Below are 22,516 nucleotides of genomic sequence, written 5' to 3'. Positions count from 1 at the left end.
TAGTTATAAAAATTAAACCCGACAGATTTCAAATATCTGTCGGGTTTTTTATTTTAAGCAAATACCTCTTCAAGTATAAAGTCTAATTGAGGAAATAACGGACTTTTTATTTTATCTTCTTCAATTAATGGATGTAAGCCGATAAATTCATTATCTCTAAGAACATAAATTAAAAAAGTTTTGTCTTCGGGATTTACAATCCAGTATTCTAAAACTCCTGCTTCTTCATACAAATCAAATTTATATTTTAGTTCCTTCTTTGAGTTACCCGGTGAGAGTATTTCTATTACTAAATCCGGGGCACCAAATGCACCTCTTTTGTCTAATTTATTTTCATCACAAATTACACATATATCAGGTTGAACTACAGTAAAAATTTCATTATCATTTGTTGATTTTTTTTTATCTAATAGTCGAACATCAAATGGAGCATTAAATAAATTACAAGGACGATTTTTAAAACTATTCCATAAAATTCCATGCAGATTTCCCGCTATTTTTTGATGAGAAGTACTTGGAGCAGGACTCATTTTTGAAATTTTTCCTTTAAAGATTTCAATTCTTTCCTGAAATCTCCAGGTAAGATAATCGGCATAAGAATACGTTTTGTTAAAATCTAATTGATTAATATCTGTTACCATAATAATTATATTTAATACAAATTTAGCTAATTTTAGATTTTAATTTAAGGGTTCACTAAGTCTTATTAATTAACCTTTACCCGAATCCCTTTTGTATGACTCTTAAATTCCGGGGCATACATACTTTCGATAGTGGTAATCCCGTTTGAGAATTCCCCACTGTTATTCACACGAATGTCGTATTCTATCACATAAGTTCCTTTATTTATTTGATCAAAAAAGAAATGAGTTGCAGCATCTTTTGTACTCATATAATAGCCCAGACCATCTTTATATTTATATTCTGAAAGCACATTTACAGGTTCAAAACAGGAAGCTCTCATGTCTTTTAAATGTACATATTCAGTATTTTCTTTAGCCGAAATAATCAATCTTACCGTTACCAAATCTCCGGATTTTAATGGATTTTCAGACGTTATTTTTTCTAATTCGTTTCCTTTTAAAGTACTCTTTTTAAGATATAATTCTTTTGCAACTGATAAAACAGCTCCCGAATTGGTTTTGATTTTATCCAAATCTTCGAAATACTGCCAGTAAACCCCGCCAAAACCCGGAACTTTAGATTTGTTTTCAATTTTTATAGAAGCCATTTCTTTTTTCACTTCTTCCGCTTTCCAGTTCATTTTGATGTAGCCGGTTGCAGCTTCTTTTTCGTTTTCAGCTAATTTTTTGGTTACAATTTTTTCATCCCCGATTTTAATAACAGTATTGTCTTTTACAGAAAGCCAGTCGGTTCCCTGCATCAATAAAGCATAAATGGCTTCGGTAGTTGATTTTGTCGTTGGCCAGTTTTTGGTTTGTTTGTTTTTTAATAGCCAGACTTTCATTGCATCCACAGATTTCGTGTCATTCGTCACTTCGGCGAAAGCCTCGATTAATAAAGCCTGAATCTCTATTGGCGCTTGGTACCAATACCACCCCGATTTATTTGCAATCCAGTACATTCCCCAATCTTCGTTATTGGATGAAGTTTCTTTAAGGCTTTCTATAATTTTTTTAGCACTTTCTTTTTCTCCAAAACGATTTAAAGTTATTGCAGCCAATCCTTTTTCGTAAAGTGAATAATTCAGCCAATCTTTTTTGGCCGTTTCGAGATATAATTTAGTTTCTTTTTTCAAAGTATCAGATAAGGGATAGTTTTCCAAATAAAAACTTCTGGTGTATAAATAATGCAAATCAGAATACGGATTGATCCAGATTAATTTGTCTGCTGTTTTTAAATTTTTGGTTCTGGATTTATGATAGTCTAAAAATTTATTGTCTAGAAATGGAATACCAGTTTCTGCAATTTCATCAATTTTATCTTCAATATCACCAGATTTACTGAGTTTGCTTGAGTGCCCCAATCCAGCTAAAATATGTCTGGTAATATATTCGTTTTCGTCACTTCCGTCAAACCATGAAAATCCTCCTGAAGCTTTTTGTTTTTGTTTTAATTTTTGAAAAGTGGCTTCCTGCGAAGTTTTCATTTTTTCCAAATCAAATAAAAGAGCGAGATTTTTTTTCTTTTCATCTTCACTTTGAGCATCATTTAGCCAAGGAGTTTCAGCAAGAATTAATGATTTTAGTTCTTCGTTTTCTTCTAATTTTGAATTCAGTTTGCCGTTTTTTCTCCAGTCTTCAAAAACAGTTGCGATTTTAGGATTACTTGAAATGATTTCAGAAGCCAAAGCGTTGGCATAAAAACGGGCAAAAGTCTGTTCGGCACATTCGTGCTCATATTCCATTAAATAAGGTAATGACTGAATGGCAATCCATGTTAGATTTGAGGTATATTCTAAAGTAAACTGATGGTTTCTTAAAGTTGTCGAAGAATTGTTCTTTAAATTCTCAAACGTATATTCTTTGGTAGAATTTTCGCTAACCCAAACCGGAATACTTTCTGTAACCAGCATATTGTTGGTTAAAACCGGAAGTATGTTTTCTTCCCCATCAGAGAAATTACCTGATTTTGCCAAAATTTTATATTGAACTCCTTGCAATCCTTCCGGAATTTTAATTTTCCAGTTTACAGTTGTGTTTCCGTAGGGAGGAATTGTAAAGTTTTTTACATTGTCAGCATTCAGCATTTTGGCATCAATAGGCTGCATGGTAGTGGCGTCAAAGAATTGTAAAAGGGAGATTCCGGTTTTGGCTTCAGCAGTAATATTCGAAATTTTTGCACTGATCACAATCGTATCTTTTTCCCTAAAGAAACGTGGGAAATTAGGTAAAACCATCAGCTCTTTTTGAGTCACAACACTTTTTTCCAAATAACCTGAAACAGCATCTTTATTGTGCGCCATCAAACGAAGTTTCCAGGCAGTCAGGGCTTCCGGAGAAGTAAAATTGAAACTCACTTTTCCTTTAGAATCTGTTTTTAAATTGGGAAGGAAGAATGCTGTTTCGGACAGGTTTTTTCTGGCTTTTACCTGAGTTAATTCTTCTAATGCTTTTTTGGTTGTAATGATAATAACCCCGTTTGCGCCTTTATGTCCGTAGAGTGCAATTGCTTTATCTGAAGTCAAAAAATCAATATCCAAAATATTTTCCGGATTTATTTCATTGAAATTTTCTTCTGAAGAGATTTTGCCATCAATTACATACAAAGTTGACTTATTGATGACCATATTGCTTAAACCGCTAATGATCTTTTTACCTGGATAAAATTTCACTTTATTTGTTTTAAAATAACCTGTAGGATCTTCAGTTACTTCTTGTGCGCTTGCAACAACAGGTTTAACAAAGCGTACTTCATCTAATTTCACTGCAGCTGTGCTGTAAACCTGATTGTCTTCTTGAACAACAACGGCTGTTGCTCCAATACCTACAACTTCATCAACTGTTAAAACCGCGTCCGGATCTCCTTTTATAGTTTCGCTTCCAATTTTTTTGTCTTTTAGCTCTGTAATAGTAATGCCATAATCACCGTATCTACTATTGTAAAAATTAAAACCAAACCATTTTAATCTAGTTTCTTCATTTTTGAAATTCAATTGTGGAAATCTTTCGTTAAGATTTTCTAAGGAAGCATAACTAGTATCAAAACCTAATTCCGTTTTAAAATTCGTACCATTATAAAAATAATCTTCTAATTTTAAAGGATTCCAATTTCTTACAGTGAACTGATCTAAAGAACTGTCATACATCGAAGCCAAAACTTCAGCTTCATTTTTAGTATTAAAGCTTTTCAGTTTAAACGACCAGTTTTCGTTTGTTCCGGGTTGTATTTTATTTCTAAAACTCTCAACAGTCCATTCTAATTTTCGTTCTTCACTTTTTAAGGCAACTTCAACGTAATCAGTAAACGTCTCATTTTCAAAAACACATTGAAAACTTATAGCAATTTGTTTTTCAAATTCATTTTTCAGTGGAATTTTAATTGTCGCTTCATGATTTTGCAAATGTATAATATCTTCAAAATAGTTTTTATTCTGATAGTTAGCATTCGCTAAAATATATAGTTCCGGAATAATCGATGTTATTTTCACCAAAACAAAACCATCTTTTTTAGGATCGCTGTTAAGCTGTTCGGCATTTATTAATTTACTTGGATAATACTTGTCTTTGCTTTGCTTAAGTTTAAAATTTGATGTGCTTTCAATTGGATTGCCAAAACTATCTTTAGCCGAAAATACAATTTTATAATTACCGGATTTATAATTGGAGATAAAATCCAATAGTAGTTTTTTGTCTTTTTGGGTATCTATATTTTTTGAGAACAATAGTATTTCTGAAGCATTTTTGCTTGTGTCATTTTCTGAAATTTCATACGGAAATAATCTTTCGAAATCTTCCGCCGAGATTGTTTCAATTTCTGGTTTTTGGAATTTTCTTTGCTTGAATTTATTAGAAAGCGGACTTAAAAAATACAATTTCACTTCACCTTTAACAGGTAAAAATTCGCCATTTAAATTCGTGCTGGATAACGCAATTTCATTTTTATTTTTAGTTTGAATGAAAGGCAGTATTTGGGTATTCAAAATCAAATCGTGATAACCCACTTTTACATTTGTTACTGCAGAATGCGTTTCTCCGTTTATATCGGTAACAGTTGCTGAAATTTCATAATTAAAAATAGGTAAATTTTCTTTAGAATGTTTTTTTGATGGAACAGCGTTAAAATCGACCACAAAGTTTCCTGAATTATCCGTTTTTGTTTCTCCAACTGCTAGAATTTCGTTTTCCTCGTGTCCGTAGTAATTTCTAAAATAAGTAGTATATCGGGTTACAGTGTATTTTACGGTTGCATCAGAGATGGTACTTCCTGCAAAAGCTTTTGCATTACCTTTTATTTTAGCAGACTGATTAAGTTGGTAGCTTTCCTTTTTAGCATCAAAAGTTACTTCAAATTTTGGGCGTTTATATTCTTCAACAAGAAAATTTAAATTGGCGTCGGAGTAATTTATGGAGGTTTGATTCCAATAAGCCAGATCGGTTTCTGGTGAATCGTCCGGTTTTTGTGCGTTAATAGTATAACTGCCGGTTAGTACTGTTTTTGGGAGTATAAACTCACCGGAAAATGAACCATATTCATTGGTTTTTGCGTTAAATTCTTTTACAGACTGATTGTTTTGATCTCTTACGACAATTTTATATGATAAATTCGGAGTTACGCTTGTCTTATTGTTTTTTTTCTGGAAAGCAATTCCTTTGTAAAAAACAGTTTGACCAGGTCTGTAGATAGCACGATCCAGATAAAATTCAATTTTTCCTTTCGGTTTTTCATTGTTAGATAATTTGTAATTCTCTGCATATGGAAGATAGCTTTTGTTGACTAAAATACTATCGTCGTCTTGTATAAGTTTAATAAATTTTTGGCTATAGTTATAATCGTATTCACTGGTTTCTGTTTGAAATGCTGCAATTCCATTTTGATCTGTTTTTATACTTTTTTTTTCGTATTCTACCCTAACATCTTTTAGCGGTTTTCCCGTTTTTCGATCCAATGCCTGATAGTTTTCGATTTTGTCTTTTTTGGAAGCAAGAACTGAAATATTCGAAATTGTTAGAATTCCAGAACCAAATGCTTTTTTTTCTTTTGGATCTGAATTGCTTTTAAAGTAAGCCAAATAGTTTCCTATCGGTAATTTGGGTAATAAAATTTCTGTTGAGTAGGTAAAATGATTTTCTTTATCAATCAAGTTGTAGTTTTCTGTCTTGATTAAATTGTTTTTTTGTACAATTGATTTAACTAGCGAATCTTGCTTAATTCCATACACTTTGCTAAATGCACGAACTTGTAAAAGATCAATTTTATAAAAAGTGATTTTAAAATTTTTGATGTCTTTATAATGAATGAAAGCTCTGGTGTTTTCATTTTCGTAACTGTTTTTTTGAAATTGAATCGTTAAAGATTTAGATAAAACATCATATTTCTTAGAAATGGCAAGTTTTGCATTGTTTGAGCTCTCATCAATTTTAATAACTTCATCTAATACTTCTAAAGCTTTATTGTTGTTGTTTGGATGTAATTCTTTTGAAGCCTCTTCTAGAAGAATTTGTGCTTGCTCTAATTTTATACTCTGAATAAGATTTTTATCCTGAGTTTCTTTTGCAATTTTATCCAAATAAGCACTAAAATTCTCATTTGATTTTAATAAATATTGCTCGCAAAATTTCGCACGTTCGAATTGGTTTTTTAATGATGAATTATCTGATTCTATTTTCTGATAGAGTTCCAAAACTCTTTTAACATTTGACTCTTTTATAAAATCAAGATTTAGACTTAAAAAAGTACTCGAATTTCCTAAAAGCTGCTCCTTGTAAACTAAGAAATCACTGTTTCGAATCTCCCAACTTCGAATTTTTTCTGTAAAAAACGAGATGTTTTCTTTTAATAAAAAGCTCCATAAGTTTTCTTCTTTAAATTTTTCTAAATCAGAGTAATCGAGAATAGCTTTGTATTTTGTTAGAGGTGTGGCTTTTAAAACAGCTTCATTTTCTAATGTTTTATTAAAAGCAGAAACGACATCATCTTCTGATGTGATTTCTTGAGGGACATAATCGGATTGTGGAACTTCTACCGAATCAATTTCAGTATTTTTCATTCCTGTTACAGAAGCCGTATCGATTGTTGCAGCAGCTATATCGATTAGCGATACGGCACTATCGACAACTGCTGCGGCACTATCAACTTCTACATACGCTTCATAATCGTTAAAATGATCTTTTAAATATTTTGCATAAATCAGATTCAAAATTGCTTTTGAAGGAATTGAAACACGATTAATATCTGTTTTTAAATTGGTTATAATTTTACTTTTTGCATTTTCATCAACAACCTGCAAATATTTTGATTGATAAAAAAAACATTTTATCATTTGTGCTTCATCTTTTCTTGCAACTGATTTTTTGTAGATTTTCGCAACAACTTCATTTGCAGATTTGATTTTACCCTCGTTTTCTAATGATATTGCTTTTGCCCATTTTTTATCATTTTGCTGCCCAAAAACGACTGTAGAAATCAATAAGAATACAAATAAGATATTTTTCATAAATTGGTTTTTTATTTATAGAGTGCTTTTTATTGAAAAAGGTTGGATACTTGTTTGGAAATTTTCGTACAAATTACTAATTTATATCTAAAAGCAAATAAGGCATTTTATATTTCGTTATTTTTGATAAATGAGACAGCTAATATTTTTCTTCGTTTTGACACCATTTCTTTTATGGTCACAATCCAATTTTGAAAAAGGCGAGAAGTTATTTCATGCCAAAAAATATAAAGAAGCCGAGGCTGTTTTTGAAGAAAATCTAAAACATTATCCCAGTGATATTAAGACTCTGGAACGTTTGGCCGACATCTCTGCAGAAGAAAAAAAATGGGAAAAAACAGCTTCATATTATAAAAAGCTAAAGCAATTGAAACCTAACGAAGCCGACTACTATTACAAATACGGAGGATGTTTGGGAATGCGCGCATTAGAAGTGAATAAAATTAAGGCATTCGGAATGGTGGATGACATGAAGTCTTCATTTGAAAAAGCTATCGATTTAAATCCAAAACATCTGCCTGCACGCTGGGCGTTAATCGAATTGTATTTGCAATTACCCGGAATATTGGGAGGGAGCGAATCGAAAGCGTTGAAATATTCTAATGAACTGGCAAAATTATCACCTGTTGATGGTCATTTGTCTAAAGGAAGAATCGATGAGTATTTCAAAAGATATGATTCGGCAGAAAAAAATTATATAAAAGCGAATGAAATTGGTAAATCAAAAGTTACATTTCAAAAATTATATAATTTATATTTGAACAAATTAAAAGAGCCTAAAAAAGCACAGGAATTAAAACGAAAATTTGACTCAAAATAATCAAATATCAAATACTAAATTCCAATAACATCTGGAATTTGTAACTTAAAAATTGGATTTAAAAAATGAAAACACATTTCATCGCCATAGGCGGAAGCGCCATGCACAATTTAGCGTTAGCATTACATAACAAAGGTTATCAGGTTACAGGAAGCGACGATGCTATTTTTGAACCTTCAAAATCAAGATTGGAAAAAAAAGGAATTCTTCCTGCAGAAATGGGCTGGTTTCCTGAAAAAATAACGTCAGACATTGAAGCAGTAATTTTAGGAATGCATGCAAAAGCAGATAATCCAGAGTTATTGAAAGCTCAGGAATTAGGATTAAAAATTTATTCGTACCCGGAATTTTTATACGAACAGTCAAAAAATAAAACCCGTGTTGTAATTGGTGGTTCCCATGGAAAAACAACCATTACTTCGATGATTTTACATGTGATGCATTACCACAATATTGCGGTTGATTACATGGTTGGAGCACAATTAGAAGGTTTTGATACCATGGTGCATCTTACGGAAGAAAATGATTTTATGGTTTTAGAAGGAGATGAGTATTTGTCTTCACCAATTGACCGTCGTCCTAAGTTTCATTTGTACCAGCCAAATATTGCCTTGATTTCCGGAATTGCCTGGGATCATATCAATGTTTTTCCAACGTATGAAAACTACGTTGAACAATTTGAAATTTTCATTGCTAAAATTACAAACGGTGGGATTTTGGTATACAACGAAAATGATCCTGAAGTAAAACGCGTTTCTGAAGCAGCCACAAATCCAATTCGAAAATTACCTTACCACACGCCAAATTATACAGTAAATGATGGCGTGACACTTTTAGAAACTCCGGAAGGCGATATGCCAATCGAAGTTTTTGGAGCACACAACCTGAATAATTTAGCCGGAGCAAAATGGATTTGCCAGAACATGGGAGTTGATGAGGCTGATTTCTACGAGGCAATTGCAAGTTTTAAAGGAGCCTCAAAACGATTGGAAAAAATTGCAGAAGGGAAAGGAAAAGTCGCTTACAAAGATTTTGCGCATTCACCAAGTAAAGTAGCGGCAACCACAAAAGCCGTAAAAGAGCAATACCCAAACCGAACTTTAGTGGCTTGTTTAGAATTGCATACCTACAGCAGCTTAAATGCTGAATTTTTGAAAGAATATGAAGGGGCTTTAGAATATGCAGATGTTGCAGTTGTGTTTTATTCACCCGATGCCGTAAAAATTAAACAACTCGAAGAAGTTACTTATGAACAAATCGCCAGTTCTTTCAATAGAAAAGATTTGATTATTTATACTAATCCAACAGAATTCAAAGAATATTTGTTCAGCTTAAATCTGGATAATTCAGCCTTGTTATTAATGAGCTCAGGAAATTATGGAGGTTTAAATTTTGATGAGGTTAAGACTTTGATTGAGTAGATTAATTTGTTAATTAGAAAATTTGATAATGTGCCAATTGTTTGCAGTTGGCACTTTTTTTGACAGAATGATAATTAGATAGTGTGACAATTCTTTTTTTAGTCATCATCCTAAAATTATCTAATTGGCAAATTTTCTAATTCTCTAATTCACCCCTTGGTATTTAAAGTGTCCCACAATTTTATACGCAAACAAACAATCTTCCAAAACCTGACCTCCGCCAACATTATGAACAATTAGATTGCGTTTACCATCATCTGACTTTTTATGGGTAACAATTCCGATATGTGGGAGTTTATTATTTATCATCCAAGTCACAATTTCCCCTGTTTTATAATCTTTTCCATTTTCTGAAACAGGTAATTTTGTTCCTTTTCTTTCAAAGAAAACTTCAAGGTTAGGAACTCTCCTGTGGTCGATATTAGTGTCGGGTTTTGTCATTCCCCATTTTTTTAAGTTTGGATATTCAGAAAAATTCTCAGACATTTCTTCATGAACTTCTTTTTGCAAATCTATTCCTAGTTTGCGATATGCTCTGATTACTACATCCGTGCAGACTCCTTTGTCTTCAGGAATATCTCCGTTTGGATATTTTATAGCAAAATAGGCAGGATCATATTTGACAGATGGATCAATTATAGAAATTGCCGCTTCTGACAATTTTTCTTCAAGGCTATTACTACGCCTCTCTGAAATAGTAGAAAATGTTATTGTGGCATTTTCTTTTTGAACGCATGAAAAAAATAATAAGACGGTTAAAGTTACATAAGAAGATTTCATTTTTTATTTAAAATTAATGATTATTAAAGAGCTATGACTTTTTAGTGAATGATTTTTCTTATTTTTAACAAATTTATTTGTCAACAACATAAAAATAGGTTGAAGAGAAGCAATTGAAAAATAGCCTTAATCTTTTACGGAATAGCTTGAATTTTATCATTTAGAATAGAGACAGCAATTGAAGATAAATATTAAGGCACTATTATGAGATATACGCCAGTAAAAAAACAATAATTTAATATACGCCAATGGAATCAGTACATTTCCCCATTACAAACTGGTCAGAAGATGACCGCCCACGCGAAAAATTAATGCTAAAAGGCAAAAATGCTTTGAGTGATGCCGAATTGATTGCAATTTTAATTGGTTCAGGAAGCCGAAACGAGTCGGCAGTTGATTTGAGTAAAAGAATTTTAGCTAGTGTAGATACTTTGAATTCTTTAGGAAAAATGTCTTTGGGGCAACTGACCAATTTTAAAGGAATAGGTGAGGCCAAGGCTATTGCAATTATTGCAGCTCTGGAATTGGGCAGACGTCGAAGAGCGGAGGATACTGTAGAATTAACAAAAATTACTTCCAGTAAAATTGTTTTTGAAATCATGCAGCCTATTATTGGTGAACTTCCACACGAAGAATTTTGGGTGCTTTTTCTGAATAATTCCAATAAGGTGATTTTGAAGTCACAATTGAGCAAAGGTGGTATTTCAGGAACCATTGTAGACGTACGTTTAGTCTTTAAGGTGGCTCTGGAAAACGGAGCGACAGGCTTGATTTTATGCCATAATCATCCTTCTGGAGGCTTAGTTCCGAGTGATGCTGATAAGCAAATCACTAAAAAAATAAAGCAAGCTGGAGATAGCTTAGATGTTAAAGTTTTGGATCATCTTATTATAACTGAAACAAAATATTATAGTTTTGCAGATGAAGGAATTTTATGAGTATGAGTAAAAATATTACCGATGTCTTTTTTGATTTAGACCACACACTTTGGGACTTTGACAGAAATTCGGAGTTAGCTTTTAATCGAATTTTTGAGAGTAAATTTCCTGAAATCAATTGCCGGGATTTCATTCAAAAGTATATTCCTGTGAATCAGGCTTGCTGGAAATTATATCAGAACGACAAAATTACACATCAGGAATTGCGTTATAACAGATTGAAGCACTCGTTTGATGCTTTGGATTTTATTATTTCTGATGAGGATATCAATCAGATTGCAAATGATTATATTGAGTTTTTAACAGATAACAATCATCTTTTTGAGGGAGCAATTGAAATTTTGGAATATCTGAAACCAAAGTATAAGCTGCACATTATAACGAATGGTTTTGCCGGAGTTCAGGATAAAAAAATTAATAATGCTGCTATTTCAGGCTATTTCAATACAATTACAAATTCAGACCTGGCTGGTGTAAAAAAGCCAAATAGTATTATCTTTGATTATGCTGTGAATCTGGCAAAGGCTTCAAAAGAAAATTGTATTATGATCGGTGATTGCCTTGATGCTGATGTTAATGGTGCTTTGAATGCCGGTCTGGATGCTATTTTTTTTAATGATAAAAAGGTGGCCGCTCCTGAAAATATAAAACAAATAAATAATTTATTAGAACTCAAAAAATATTTATAATTATGAAAATTAAATTTTTAGTATTTATTCTATTCACTTCATTCATTGGTTTTTCACAGTCAATTAATGATTATAAAGCTGTAATTGTGCCAATAAATTTTGATTTTGCCAAAGGAATTAATCCTTATCGATTATCAACTATGACAAAGGCAAATTTAATAAAAGCAGGATTTCAGGCTTTTTATGAGAATGATCAGCTCCCGGCGGAATTACTCAATAGATGTGATCTTTTATACGCAGATGTAAAAAGAGATAATGCTTTCCTGGTAACAAAACTTTTTGTAGAGTTTAAAGACTGCTATGGAAAAGTAGTTTATACATCTGAAACAGGAAGAAGCAAAGAGAAAGAATATGAGGCAGCATATAGAGAATCCCTTGATATGGCTTTCCTGTCTATATATGGTCTGCATTATAAATACAGTGGCAAAACCGCAATAACAGCTTCTGGTGTTGCATCAACAGCAGCAGTTACTGCTGCTCCTGTTGTAGCTGCAGCTTCAGTTTCTGCTCCTGTTGCAGATGTTTCAGATCCCAATTTACTTTATGCACAGCCAACAGAAAACGGGTTTCAGTTGATCGATAAAACGCCAAAAGTGGTTATGAAACTGCTTAAAACCTCCCGGCCTGATTCTTTTATAGCCATAAAAGAGGGTATTCAGGGGAGCTTGAATGCAAAAGACAATCAATGGTTTTTTGAATATTATCAAAATGACAAATTGATTTCTGAAAAAGTTTCAGTTAAATTCTAAAATACAAATTGGTTTAATAACCATATTTATCTTTCCAGCGGTTCTTTAAAAATTCGCGGTTGCTGTTCTCTCTTGAATTGCTCCCGGGGTTGTAAAGAACCGTTTCTTTTATAGCATCAGGCAAAAATTCCTGCTCGGCAAAGTTATTTGCATAGTCATGCGAATATTTGTAATCTTCGCCATAGCCCAATTCTTTCATTAATTTTGTCGGCGCATTGCGTAAATGAATCGGAACAGGCAGATCACCTGTTTGTTTGACTAATTGCTGGGCATTTCCGATAGCCATATAAGAAGCATTGCTTTTTGGCGATGTAGCAAGATAAATGGCACATTGGCTTAATATAATCCGGCTTTCAGGATAACCAATAGTAGAAACAGCCTGAAAAGTATTGTTTGCCATTATAAAAGCTGTTGGATTAGCATTTCCAATGTCTTCACTGGATAAAATCAGCATTCTTCGCGCAATAAACTTCACATCTTCGCCGCCTTCGATCATCCTGGCAAGCCAATATACAGCGCCATTAGGATCGCTTCCTCTTATTGATTTTATAAAGGCAGAAACAATGTCATAGTGTTGTTCTCCCGTCTTGTCATACAAAACCGTATTCTGCTGCACAAGTTCGAAAACCCTGTCGTTTGTAATAATGATTTCATCGCTGGCAGAAGCATTAACAACCAACTCAAAAATGTTTAATAGTTTTCGGCCATCTCCGCCAGATAATCTTAGCAGTGCTTCGGTTTCTTTTAAAACAATATTTTTGGTAACCAATTCCGCATCCGTTTTCATGGCACGATGCAACAAGGCTTCCAGGTCAGTTTTTGTAAAAGCATTTAAAATATAAACCTGACAGCGTGATAATAATGCGGGAATAACCTCAAAACTTGGGTTTTCTGTAGTGGCACCAATAAGCGTAATCCATCCTTTTTCAACAGCAGCCAAAAGGGAATCTTGTTGTGATTTGCTAAATCGATGAATCTCATCAATAAACAAAATCGGATTTTTAGCTGTGAATAAGCCACCGCTTTGTTTTGCTTTTTCAATTACATCGCGAATGTCTTTAACGCCAGAATTAATTGCGCTTAGTATATAAAAAGGGCGCTTGGATTCTTGCGCAATAATTTGAGCCAGTGTGGTCTTTCCTGTTCCTGGCGGTCCCCAGAAGATTAATGACGGAATAATTCCTTTCGAAATTTGTTGTGTTAAAGATCCGTTTGGCCCAACCAAATGACTTTGACTGATGTAGTCTTCTAATTTCTGTGGCCGAATGCGTTCTGCTAAAGGTGCTTCCATTTTGTAAAATTACGAGTTTTCAATTTTAATTCTGATTTTTTAGGAGCTAATTCCTGCTGTCCACTATATCTTTTTTGGCAGAAAAAGCCAAAAAAGGATGCCGCTCCCATCAGGGCTATGAATTGCAGATCAGATATTTCAGTTTTGCTGACAAATTATCAGGAAATTGCAATTGGATAGTTTTTTGATAGTCATTTATTAAACTCAATAAAAACATGAACGATAACCACTTTAAATTTTCTACCGCTGTTATTGGGCTTCCGGTATTTTTTGTTATTTTACTTTGGATTATCTATTGGGTACAGATCCGGTTTGATTTTGACTTTTACCAAAACGGAATTTATCCCCGTGATTTTTACGGCTTACAGGGCATTCTATTTAGTCCGTTTATCCACGAAAATTTAAATCATCTTTATAATAACTCTATTCCGCTTATCGTATTATTGCCGGCCTTACAGTTTTTTTACCCGAAGCAATCTTTAGGGGTTATTGGTTATGGAATTTTATTTTCGGGTTTAATTACGTGGTTTATCGGCCGTGAAAACTATCACATTGGGGCTAGTGGATTGATTTATGTTCTGGTAAGCTTTATATTCTTTAAAGGCATCCAGACTAGATATTATCGTTTAGTAGCATTGTCATTTGCTGTGATTTTACTTTATGGCGGGATGATTTGGTATGTTTTTCCCGATGTAGATCAGAATATTTCCTGGGAAGGTCATTTGGCAGGTTTTATAACAGGATTTGCTATGACATTATTCTATAAAACTCCTGAATATGCAAAACCAATTGTCTATGATTGGCAAAGGCCTGATTTTGATCCTGATCAGGATCCATTTATGAAACACTTTGATGAAAACGGTAATTTTGTCAATATAGAGATAGCTGACGAAGAACCTGAAATTATTTCTACTTATTTCAATTCTGATGTTTCAGTAAATTACATCATAACGAAATCAGAAGATAAAACAAATTACTAAATAGTTTCGCACAAAAAAACACTTCAAATGGAAGTGTTTTCAAGTTTTATTGTAGAGAACTGTAGTTTTAGCTTCTTTGGCGAACAGCTTCGTATAAAAAAGCTCCACAAGCAACAGAAACATTTAGTGATCCAATGGTGCCGAACATTGGAAGTTTTGCTTTTTCATCCACAATTTTAAGAACAGAAGGATTAATTCCCCTGTCTTCAGATCCCATGATAATAGCAACTGGTTCATTCAGTTCTAAATCATAAATATTATGATCTGTTTTTTCAGTGGCAGCAACCGTTTTAATTCCTGATCCCTGAAGATAAAAAATAGCGTCTTTGATATGTTCAACCTTACAGATAGGAACATTAAAAACAGCTCCGGCTGAAGTTTTTACTGTATCCCCGTTAACAGGAGCTGAACCAGCTTTTTGAACTATAATTCCATTTACACCAGTACACTCAGCTGTTCTTATGATGGCACCAAAATTTCTTGCATCAGAAATCTGATCTAATATTAAAAACAAAGGTTTTGAACCGGATTCAATTGTCGATTCAACAAGATGCTCCAATTCTATAAATCCAATAGGGGATATGGTAGCAACAGCTCCCTGGTGATTATTTGGTGTTAAGCGATTTAGTTTTTCAACAGGAACATATGAAAAATTAATGTTGGCGCGTTTCATTACCTTCATCAGGTCCTTCATTAATTCACCCGAAATTTCTTTTTGGATGAATACTTTGTCCACTTCTTTTCCTGCCTGAATAGCTTCTATAATGGCTCTGATTCCAAATATTTGATGTTCTTTTTCCATGGCGCAAATGTAAGGATAATGTTTTATATAAAAAAAAACCACTCTGAATGAACAGAGTGGTTTTGCTTATTTTTTGTAAATAATATATTAGTTAGCGTCCCACCAAACTTTAGTAGTTACATTACTTACTACAGTTGCATTAGGGTTGTACTGTCTTTCATCTGAAGGAGTTGGTAATCTTACAGGGATAGTTTTTGTGTCAGAATCTTGGTTTGGAACCAAAGCAGGGAAACCTGTTCTTCTGTAATCATTATAAGGCTCCATTGTTAAGAAAAGAGCAATATATTTTTGTTGTATAATATTAGCAATATCAAATGTAGCAGTAGCATTTGCTAAGAATGCAGATGAAGGAGCAACTCCAGTAATTTTAGTTACAGAAGCAGTTACAGCTTCTTGCAGTGCAGTTTGTACACCAGGTTGACCTAATCTGGCTTTCGCCTCAGCTTCAATAAATTTTGCTTCCGCATAAGTCACGATACCAATTTGCCAATCAGGATTAGCAAAACCTTTTTGTGTAATTGGCTTGCCTGGATCAAAGTAACCTCCAATATAAGAAGTTGTTGTAGTATTATCATTTTCAGGAGCATTTCCTGAATAGACACCAGATTTCTCTTCAACCATGAAAGGTAATCTCGGGTCATTATTTGTTACTAAATAATCTACAAAGTATTTACCCATTTTCATGTAATTTCTACGTTGGACATTATAGGCGTACCATTGGTTAAATGAATTAGCACCATCAATGAATTTGGTATTTGCATCATCTGAAGGTGTCATGCCTGATTGTGTCACGAAGTCTAATGCTTTTTGTGCAGCATTGGCATCAACTGCAGTTAACCTTAAAGCATATCTTGCTTTTAAGACATATGCAACTTTAATCCATTTTGCAGTATTACCTCCAAAAATTAAATCATCTGTAGTGGGTAATTCTTCATTGCTTGCTTTAGGCTGAGATAAATTTATAATAGCTTTATCTAAAAGGGTTTGAATTCTTTGATAGATTTCCTGTTGTGTATTGTATTTGGGTGTTTTGTTTCCTTCTGCAGCTAAAAAAGCCTCATCATAGGGAACATCTCCCCACATATCAGTTACATAGCCTAAGTTTATTGCACTTAATATTTGACCTATTCCATTATAATATGGGAAATCAGCAGCGAAATCTCGATTTAAAATATGTCCATTCATCAAAGTGGTTTGATAAATAGTATTCCATTCATTGTTTACATCACCTTCAGTAACTACGTAAAAACTTACAGCTCCTAATTGTCCAATGTTAGTTCCTTGTAGATGTTGTGTGAAGATACCTGCATTTCTCATTACTCCACTAGTGTGGGTTTGAAATGTGCTAAGTTCCATTGCAGCTACTAGCAACGAAGGGTTACTTGTGTCAGGATCGTTAGGATTATTGTTGAAATCATCTAACTCAGTCTGGCAACCAGTTAGCATACTAATGCTAAACGCTGCAAGAATTATATTTTTTATATATTTTTTCATTTTTATTATATTTAAATTAGAAGCTTGCACGTAGACCCATTATGAAAGATTTACTTCCTGGATTATTGAAATAATCTAAACCATTAATACGTGAACCAGCTCCTGTCAAACTTGTTTCAGGATCTACTCCTTTGTAGTTGGTGTCTAGCCATAAGTTTCTTCCCGTGATTGATAATTGTGCAGAACTTAAAAATGGAAATTGTTTTACATTGAAATCATAAGTAAGGCTTACGTCACGTAATCTAACCCAATTAACGTCTGTTGTTGCTTCTTCAGCAGCAGCTAAACTACTATCTCCTTTGAAGTTTTGAAAATAACTTTTAGCAGATATTTCAATATCATTTGCAGTTCCGTCTTCTTTAACACCAGGGATGATGTATGTTCGTTCTCTATCAGCAGAACCTTCTGAAACACCAATTGTGTTTAATCTTGCTCCTGTACCATTGTAAACAACGCCACCATGTCTGATATCTAATAAGGCTGATAAGCTAACTCGTTTGTATGTGAATGTGTTTCTAATACCACCTGTCCAGTTTGGTGCTGAATTTCCTAAATTTCCAGTTTCCGGATCTAATTTAGCTAAACCATTTGTACCAACAATAATTTGACCATTCGCATCACGTAACCATCTTGTGCCATAAAAACTACCTAAAGGCTGTCCGGCAACAGCATAATATCCAATTGAAGAGAAAGCAGATTCTACAGAAATTTCACTTAAACCACCAGAGATGTCTGTAACTTCGTTTTCATTTTTAGCCCAGTTTAAGTTGATATTCCACTGAAATGGTTTGCTTTTTTCGAAAATATCATAGCCGATTTCAAGTTCAATACCTTTGTTAACTAATTCTGCAGCGTTTCTATATTGTGAAGAATAACCTGAAGATTGTGCTAACGGTACATCAATTAATAAATCTTTTGATGTTTTGTAATAAAGATTTAAATCTACAGCTAAACGATTATCGAAAAATTTTGTACTTAAGCCTAAATCATGACCTAATACTCTTTCTGGTTTTAAGTCTGGATTTCCTAAACGTCCTGCTAATGCCATACCGTTAACTCCGTCATAAGGAAAACTTAATCCATCAGTAAAACCATCTGTAAGACTTGGTTGTCCATAATAACTTTTTGTGCGATAAGGTGCTGGAGCAATACCTACTTCTCCGTAACCATAGCTTACTTTTACATAGTTAGCCCAGTCAAAAGTGTTTGAAAGAATCCATGCAGCAGTTCCTGAAGGAAATATGGCGCTTTTTATATTATCTCCATATGTGGATGACCATTCTTTTCTTACAGTACCCGTTATAAAAATTTGATCCTTAATATCAAAATCTACTTGGGCAAATAAAGCTCTTGAAATAGAATTTTCCTCGTAATTAGAAGCGTATAATTCAGTTGCATTAGCTAAATTATAAACATATCTTACAGATAATCCTTTACCTCTTGAGAAAACGTCTAAGTATTGTGTAGAACGTAAGTTAAGACCTGCAGTATAATTAATTTTTAACCAGTCTGATTTTAATGGTATCAAACCAGATGCAATTAAATCTCCATAATAGTCTTTGTTTGTAAGGCTGTTGAAAGCAACTTCACCAATTCCGCCTAAACTATCTCCATTTGACGAGATTGCATAAATTTGTTTACGGGCATCAGAATAAGTATCAATACCAGCTTTGGCAGTTAAAGATAACCAATCAGCATGATTATAAGTTAAGAAAATGTTTCCTAATACACGGTTAACATCACTTGTTGCAGGGTTTTCGTTTACTGTAAAATAAGGGTTGTCGTATGCTGCAAAGTAATTAGTGTTATTGCCAAAATCATCCTTATAATTTCTTAAATCATAATTTATTGGAGAGCGCATCAAACTCAACATAACACCAGAGGTATTACTACCATTTTGTGCTAATGTGTTAGTAGTATGAGTGTATTGCATACTTGCTCCGGCTTTCCAGTTTTCACTTAATTTCAAGTCTCCTGCAAGTCTGATAGTGTTTCTTTTAAGACCTGTTTCAGGAATCATACCTGTTTGTGTTACATTTCCATATGATGCTCTAAAAGTCGCTTTGTTATCTCCTCCATAGAAAGAAATATTATTTGTAAATGTTATGCCGTCCTGAAAAAAATTACCTACATTATCGTAAGTAGGTAGGCCTAATGATGCAGCAGTAGGACCCCAGCTTTGTGGAGTATTTGGGTCTGGAGCAGTTATAGTTGGTACAGTGCCTTGTATATATTTATTTTGCCTTGCTGGAAGCTGACTCACTCTGTCAATTGCTAATGAGGTATTGAAATCAATTCCTAATCCTCTGCCGGCTTTTCCTTTCTTTGTTGTGTAAATAATAACACCATTCCCGGCCCTAGCTCCGTAAAGCGCAGCGGCAGCTGGTCCTTTAAGGATAGTAACACTTTCTACATCATTTGGGTTGATATCTAAGGCTCTATTGGAGTTGTTGATACCGGATAAATTTGCATTAAAAGGATTGTCTCCAGCTGTAGTTTGGGTTGTAGTATTATCTATAGGGATACCGTCTACAACAATTAAAGGATCTGTAGTACCGGTAATTGTATTAGCCCCTCTAATAATAATTTTACTAGAAGCACCTGGGGTTCCACCTGATCCTATAATTTGAACACCAGCAGCTTTTCCAGCTAATGCCTGAAGAACGTTTTGTTCTCCAGATTTTGTAATTTCGTCAGAAGTCACTTTCGATACAGCGTAACCAAGTTTTTTCTCTTCTTTTTTGATTCCAAGTGCAGTGACAACAACTCCTTCTAGCTCTACTGAATCATCTTTTAATTTAACATTAATTGATGTTGAACTTGCTGCTACTTCCTGAGTTTTCATTCCGATGTAGCTAAAAACCAGAATCTGGCTTGGTGATGCTTTAATAGAGAATTTTCCATCAAAGTCTGTTTGTGTTCCTGCTTTTGTTCCTTTAACTAATACACTAACGCCTGGCAGAGGCATTCCTGCATTGTCAGAAACTGTCCCAGAAACAGCTCTTTCTTGTGCAAATGTGATTTGCGCAACTAGTGCCAATAAAAGCACTAAAAATCCATTGAACTTTAGTTTCATTTTTAAATATTTTGAATTAGTATCGCAAAACTCTTAATAATTTGTTAACTATCCTAATAAATAAAAATGTTTTTTCGGTAAATATCAAAATTTAACATTATAACATATGTTTATGATAGTGTTATATAATTTTAAATTTTGATCATTTGAAATGTTATTTGTAAGGTTAATCTTTAGTAGTCCGTTTGTTGTCTGAATAGATGTTCCGACTCCAATTCCGGTTAGTTTATCAATTTTGGTTTTGTCCTCACTTCTTGTTAAGTCTTGATATATCGCATAATCAAGAATTGAATTTACATATAAATTTTTTGAGACAACATATCTGTATTCTGTCAGAATCGAAGAGAATAAATTTGCCTGAAGACTATTTTCTAAAAAACCTCTAACTGAATTTATTCCACCAAATCGATAGAGTTCGTTCACTAGATAGTTTTTGCTTGAAAGATAAAAATTTTGTGAATTTATGTTAATGAAGTTCTTTTGATTGAGCTCAAAATTGTATGATAAGTTTAAATTTGTGTAAAATTGCCTGCTGGTGACCACTGTTTCAAGTTGATTATTTGTATTTCTTTTTCCAAAACCAAAAATTAAGTTAACATTTACTTTTTTTGATAATAAATTATTAAGAGGATCTGTTTTTGTGTAATCGAAGGTTGAAGTTGTAAAAGAATTTTTGAAATCACTAACTATTGTGTTGTTTGTGTTTTGGATATCGCTGGATTCTGTAGATTGGTAACCAATGTAAAATTTTGAGTTATAATTTATATAATACCCTAAATCAATTCCTGTTTTTGTGTTTTGGAAAGTACTGTCTTGTTTAAATATGTTTAGCTGTGCTTTGATTCCAAGAGGCGATTTGAAAATGTATGGTATTTCTAATTTTGTATTGATTGTTTTTTGTTGGTTTCCATCGCTTTTCCAGTATAATGAAAATTTTTCACCGGCAAGAAGAGTGTTTTCTAAAGTAATATCTAGATAGCCGTTTAGGTTTGTTTTTTTGTTTTCATCATTTGAAAATCCAATATAGCCATCAAATGTGTTTGCTTTTCTTTTTTCAAGATAAATGTAAACTTTGGTTGAATCTTTTGTGAATAATATTTCGGGATATTTTGGTTGTTCTATAAAGCCAAAATTATTTATATCGTTATAAAGTTCTTTGATGGTATTTTGATTAAAAGTTTTGTTGATGTATTTTTTGTTAAGTTGCTTGAGATGTCCTTTTGGGAAAAAATCCTTTCGATTGTTATTTATGTAATTTGTAATAATGGAATTTACATTGCGTTTTTTTTCCAAATTAAAATTTAAGTCGGCATAAATTATTGAATTCTTTCTTCGGATGTTTCCTAATTTTATCTTGCTTAAAGGAAATCCTTGTTTTTCTGCTTCAATAATTTTTTGATTTATATAATTTTCGGTCTCTTCGTAAGGAATTATTACTGTGTCATTTTTTGTTTCTGAAGGATTGAAAAATGAATTTTTTATACCTATATATATATACGTGTATTTTGTTTTCTTTCCAAGCGACAATTTATAGGTGTAAATGGAGTCGTTTATTTTGGTGTTTTCAAGTGTTTTTATGTCTAAATAACCTTTTTTAGTAAGTTTTTCTACAACAATAATAGCTTCATTGGTAGCGAATTTTACATTTGGGTGTGTTTTGATGTAGTTCAAGGAGTCTATAATAGCATTTTCTGTATCATTTGTGCCTTTGATTTTTAAGCTGAAATTTTGTGCATAATTGGAAAAGCTTATAAAGCAAAAAAGAAATATTTGGAATAACTGTTTCAAAAGCAATTAGTTCATTAGTTTAAGGTTTGCAAATATCTATAGATTGTTTTGAAAAACATAAGATTAAATAATGTTATTGAAAATTAATGATTTAACGTTTGTATAGTGGAATTTATTTTATACATTTGCAACCCCGTAAAAAGCGGGAATTTAATATCATATTAATTTTTAGTATTAATTATGCCAACAATTCAACAATTAGTAAGAACAGGAAGAACTCAGATCACTAAGAAGAGTAAATCGGTTGCTTTAGATTCTTGTCCTCAAAGAAGAGGGGTTTGTACGCGTGTTTACACTACTACACCAAAAAAACCAAACTCTGCAATGCGTAAAGTTGCGCGTGTACGTTTGACAAATGGTAATGAGGTGAATGCTTACATCCCTGGAGAAGGACATAATCTACAAGAGCACTCGATAGTATTAGTGCGAGGTGGAAGGGTAAAAGATTTACCAGGTGTTAGATATCACATCGTTCGTGGAGCGCTTGATACATCAGGTGTTGCAGGAAGAACGCAAAGAAGATCTAAGTACGGTGCTAAACGCCCAAAAGAAGCAAAAAAGTAATTTAAAA

Annotated in this window: 15 protein-coding genes; 7 read left to right on the top strand and 8 right to left on the bottom strand. The window is 33.1% G+C overall.

Annotated elements, in window-relative coordinates; translation table 11 throughout:
- Positions 1–53: 53 nt before the first annotated feature.
- Complete coding sequence (locus K8B81_RS06635; protein ID WP_223680280.1) at positions 54–644, bottom strand: Uma2 family endonuclease; 591 nt, start codon at positions 642–644, stop codon at positions 54–56.
- A 62-nt stretch (positions 645–706) separates the two neighbouring features.
- Positions 707–7,117, bottom strand: a complete 6,411-nt coding sequence (locus K8B81_RS06630) for an alpha-2-macroglobulin family protein (protein WP_223680139.1) — start codon at positions 7,115–7,117, stop codon at positions 707–709.
- 130 nt (positions 7,118–7,247) lie between these two features.
- Between K8B81_RS06630 and K8B81_RS06625 the strand changes: the two genes are divergently transcribed.
- Positions 7,248–7,937, top strand: a complete 690-nt coding sequence (locus K8B81_RS06625) for a tetratricopeptide repeat protein (RefSeq protein WP_223680137.1) — start codon at positions 7,248–7,250, stop codon at positions 7,935–7,937.
- A gap of 65 nt (positions 7,938–8,002) precedes the next feature.
- Positions 8,003–9,358, top strand: a complete 1,356-nt coding sequence (locus K8B81_RS06620) for a UDP-N-acetylmuramate--L-alanine ligase (RefSeq protein WP_223680135.1) — start codon at positions 8,003–8,005, stop codon at positions 9,356–9,358.
- 144 nt (positions 9,359–9,502) lie between these two features.
- On the opposite strand, the gene K8B81_RS06615 is transcribed toward K8B81_RS06620, so the two are convergent.
- Entirely contained in the window at positions 9,503–10,138 is a 636-nt protein-coding gene (locus K8B81_RS06615) for a DUF1287 domain-containing protein (protein ID WP_223680133.1), read from the bottom strand.
- A gap of 248 nt (positions 10,139–10,386) precedes the next feature.
- Between K8B81_RS06615 and radC the strand changes: the two genes are divergently transcribed.
- The 3 genes from radC to K8B81_RS06600 are packed head-to-tail and all read left to right on the top strand — an operon-like array spanning position 10,387 to position 12,514.
- The gene (gene radC, locus K8B81_RS06610) at positions 10,387–11,076 is read left to right on the top strand and encodes a RadC family protein (protein ID WP_223680131.1); all 690 of its coding nucleotides are present in this window, start codon (positions 10,387–10,389) and stop codon (positions 11,074–11,076) included.
- Between the two features lie 2 nt (positions 11,077–11,078).
- The gene (locus K8B81_RS06605) at positions 11,079–11,765 is read left to right on the top strand and encodes a YjjG family noncanonical pyrimidine nucleotidase (protein WP_223680129.1); all 687 of its coding nucleotides are present in this window, start codon (positions 11,079–11,081) and stop codon (positions 11,763–11,765) included.
- Between the two features lie 2 nt (positions 11,766–11,767).
- Complete coding sequence (locus K8B81_RS06600; protein WP_223680127.1) at positions 11,768–12,514, top strand: hypothetical protein; 747 nt, start codon at positions 11,768–11,770, stop codon at positions 12,512–12,514.
- A gap of 13 nt (positions 12,515–12,527) precedes the next feature.
- Here K8B81_RS06600 and K8B81_RS06595 read toward each other — a convergent pair whose 3' ends face one another.
- Positions 12,528–13,805: a replication-associated recombination protein A gene (locus K8B81_RS06595; protein ID WP_223680125.1), complete on the bottom strand. Its 1,278-nt coding sequence runs from the start codon at positions 13,803–13,805 to the stop codon at positions 12,528–12,530.
- 215 nt (positions 13,806–14,020) lie between these two features.
- Between K8B81_RS06595 and K8B81_RS06590 the strand changes: the two genes are divergently transcribed.
- Positions 14,021–14,785: a rhomboid family intramembrane serine protease gene (locus tag K8B81_RS06590; protein ID WP_223680122.1), complete on the top strand. Its 765-nt coding sequence runs from the start codon at positions 14,021–14,023 to the stop codon at positions 14,783–14,785.
- Between the two features lie 67 nt (positions 14,786–14,852).
- Here K8B81_RS06590 and rlmB read toward each other — a convergent pair whose 3' ends face one another.
- The 4 genes from rlmB to K8B81_RS06570 form a co-directional block, all read right to left on the bottom strand.
- Positions 14,853–15,587, bottom strand: coding sequence for a 23S rRNA (guanosine(2251)-2'-O)-methyltransferase RlmB (gene rlmB / locus K8B81_RS06585; protein ID WP_223680120.1), 735 nt, complete (start codon positions 15,585–15,587; stop codon positions 14,853–14,855).
- A gap of 87 nt (positions 15,588–15,674) precedes the next feature.
- Positions 15,675–17,081, bottom strand: coding sequence for a SusD/RagB family nutrient-binding outer membrane lipoprotein (locus K8B81_RS06580; RefSeq protein ID WP_223680118.1), 1,407 nt, complete (start codon positions 17,079–17,081; stop codon positions 15,675–15,677).
- 16 nt (positions 17,082–17,097) lie between these two features.
- On the bottom strand, positions 17,098–20,157 hold the full coding sequence (locus K8B81_RS06575; protein ID WP_223680116.1) for a SusC/RagA family TonB-linked outer membrane protein: 3,060 nt from the start codon (positions 20,155–20,157) through the stop codon (positions 17,098–17,100).
- A gap of 84 nt (positions 20,158–20,241) precedes the next feature.
- Positions 20,242–21,945: a BamA/TamA family outer membrane protein gene (locus tag K8B81_RS06570; RefSeq protein WP_223680114.1), complete on the bottom strand. Its 1,704-nt coding sequence runs from the start codon at positions 21,943–21,945 to the stop codon at positions 20,242–20,244.
- A 180-nt stretch (positions 21,946–22,125) separates the two neighbouring features.
- Between K8B81_RS06570 and rpsL the strand changes: the two genes are divergently transcribed.
- The gene (gene rpsL, locus K8B81_RS06565) at positions 22,126–22,509 is read left to right on the top strand and encodes a 30S ribosomal protein S12 (RefSeq protein ID WP_007136570.1); all 384 of its coding nucleotides are present in this window, start codon (positions 22,126–22,128) and stop codon (positions 22,507–22,509) included.
- Positions 22,510–22,516: the final 7 nt, after the last annotated feature.

This window comes from Flavobacterium hibisci (assembly GCF_020026925.1).
In the GTDB taxonomy this organism is placed as follows: Bacteria; Bacteroidota; Bacteroidia; order Flavobacteriales; family Flavobacteriaceae; genus Flavobacterium; species Flavobacterium hibisci.
The sequence above is the reverse complement of the archived record's forward strand: the minus strand, read 5'-3'. Positions and strand labels throughout refer to the sequence as shown.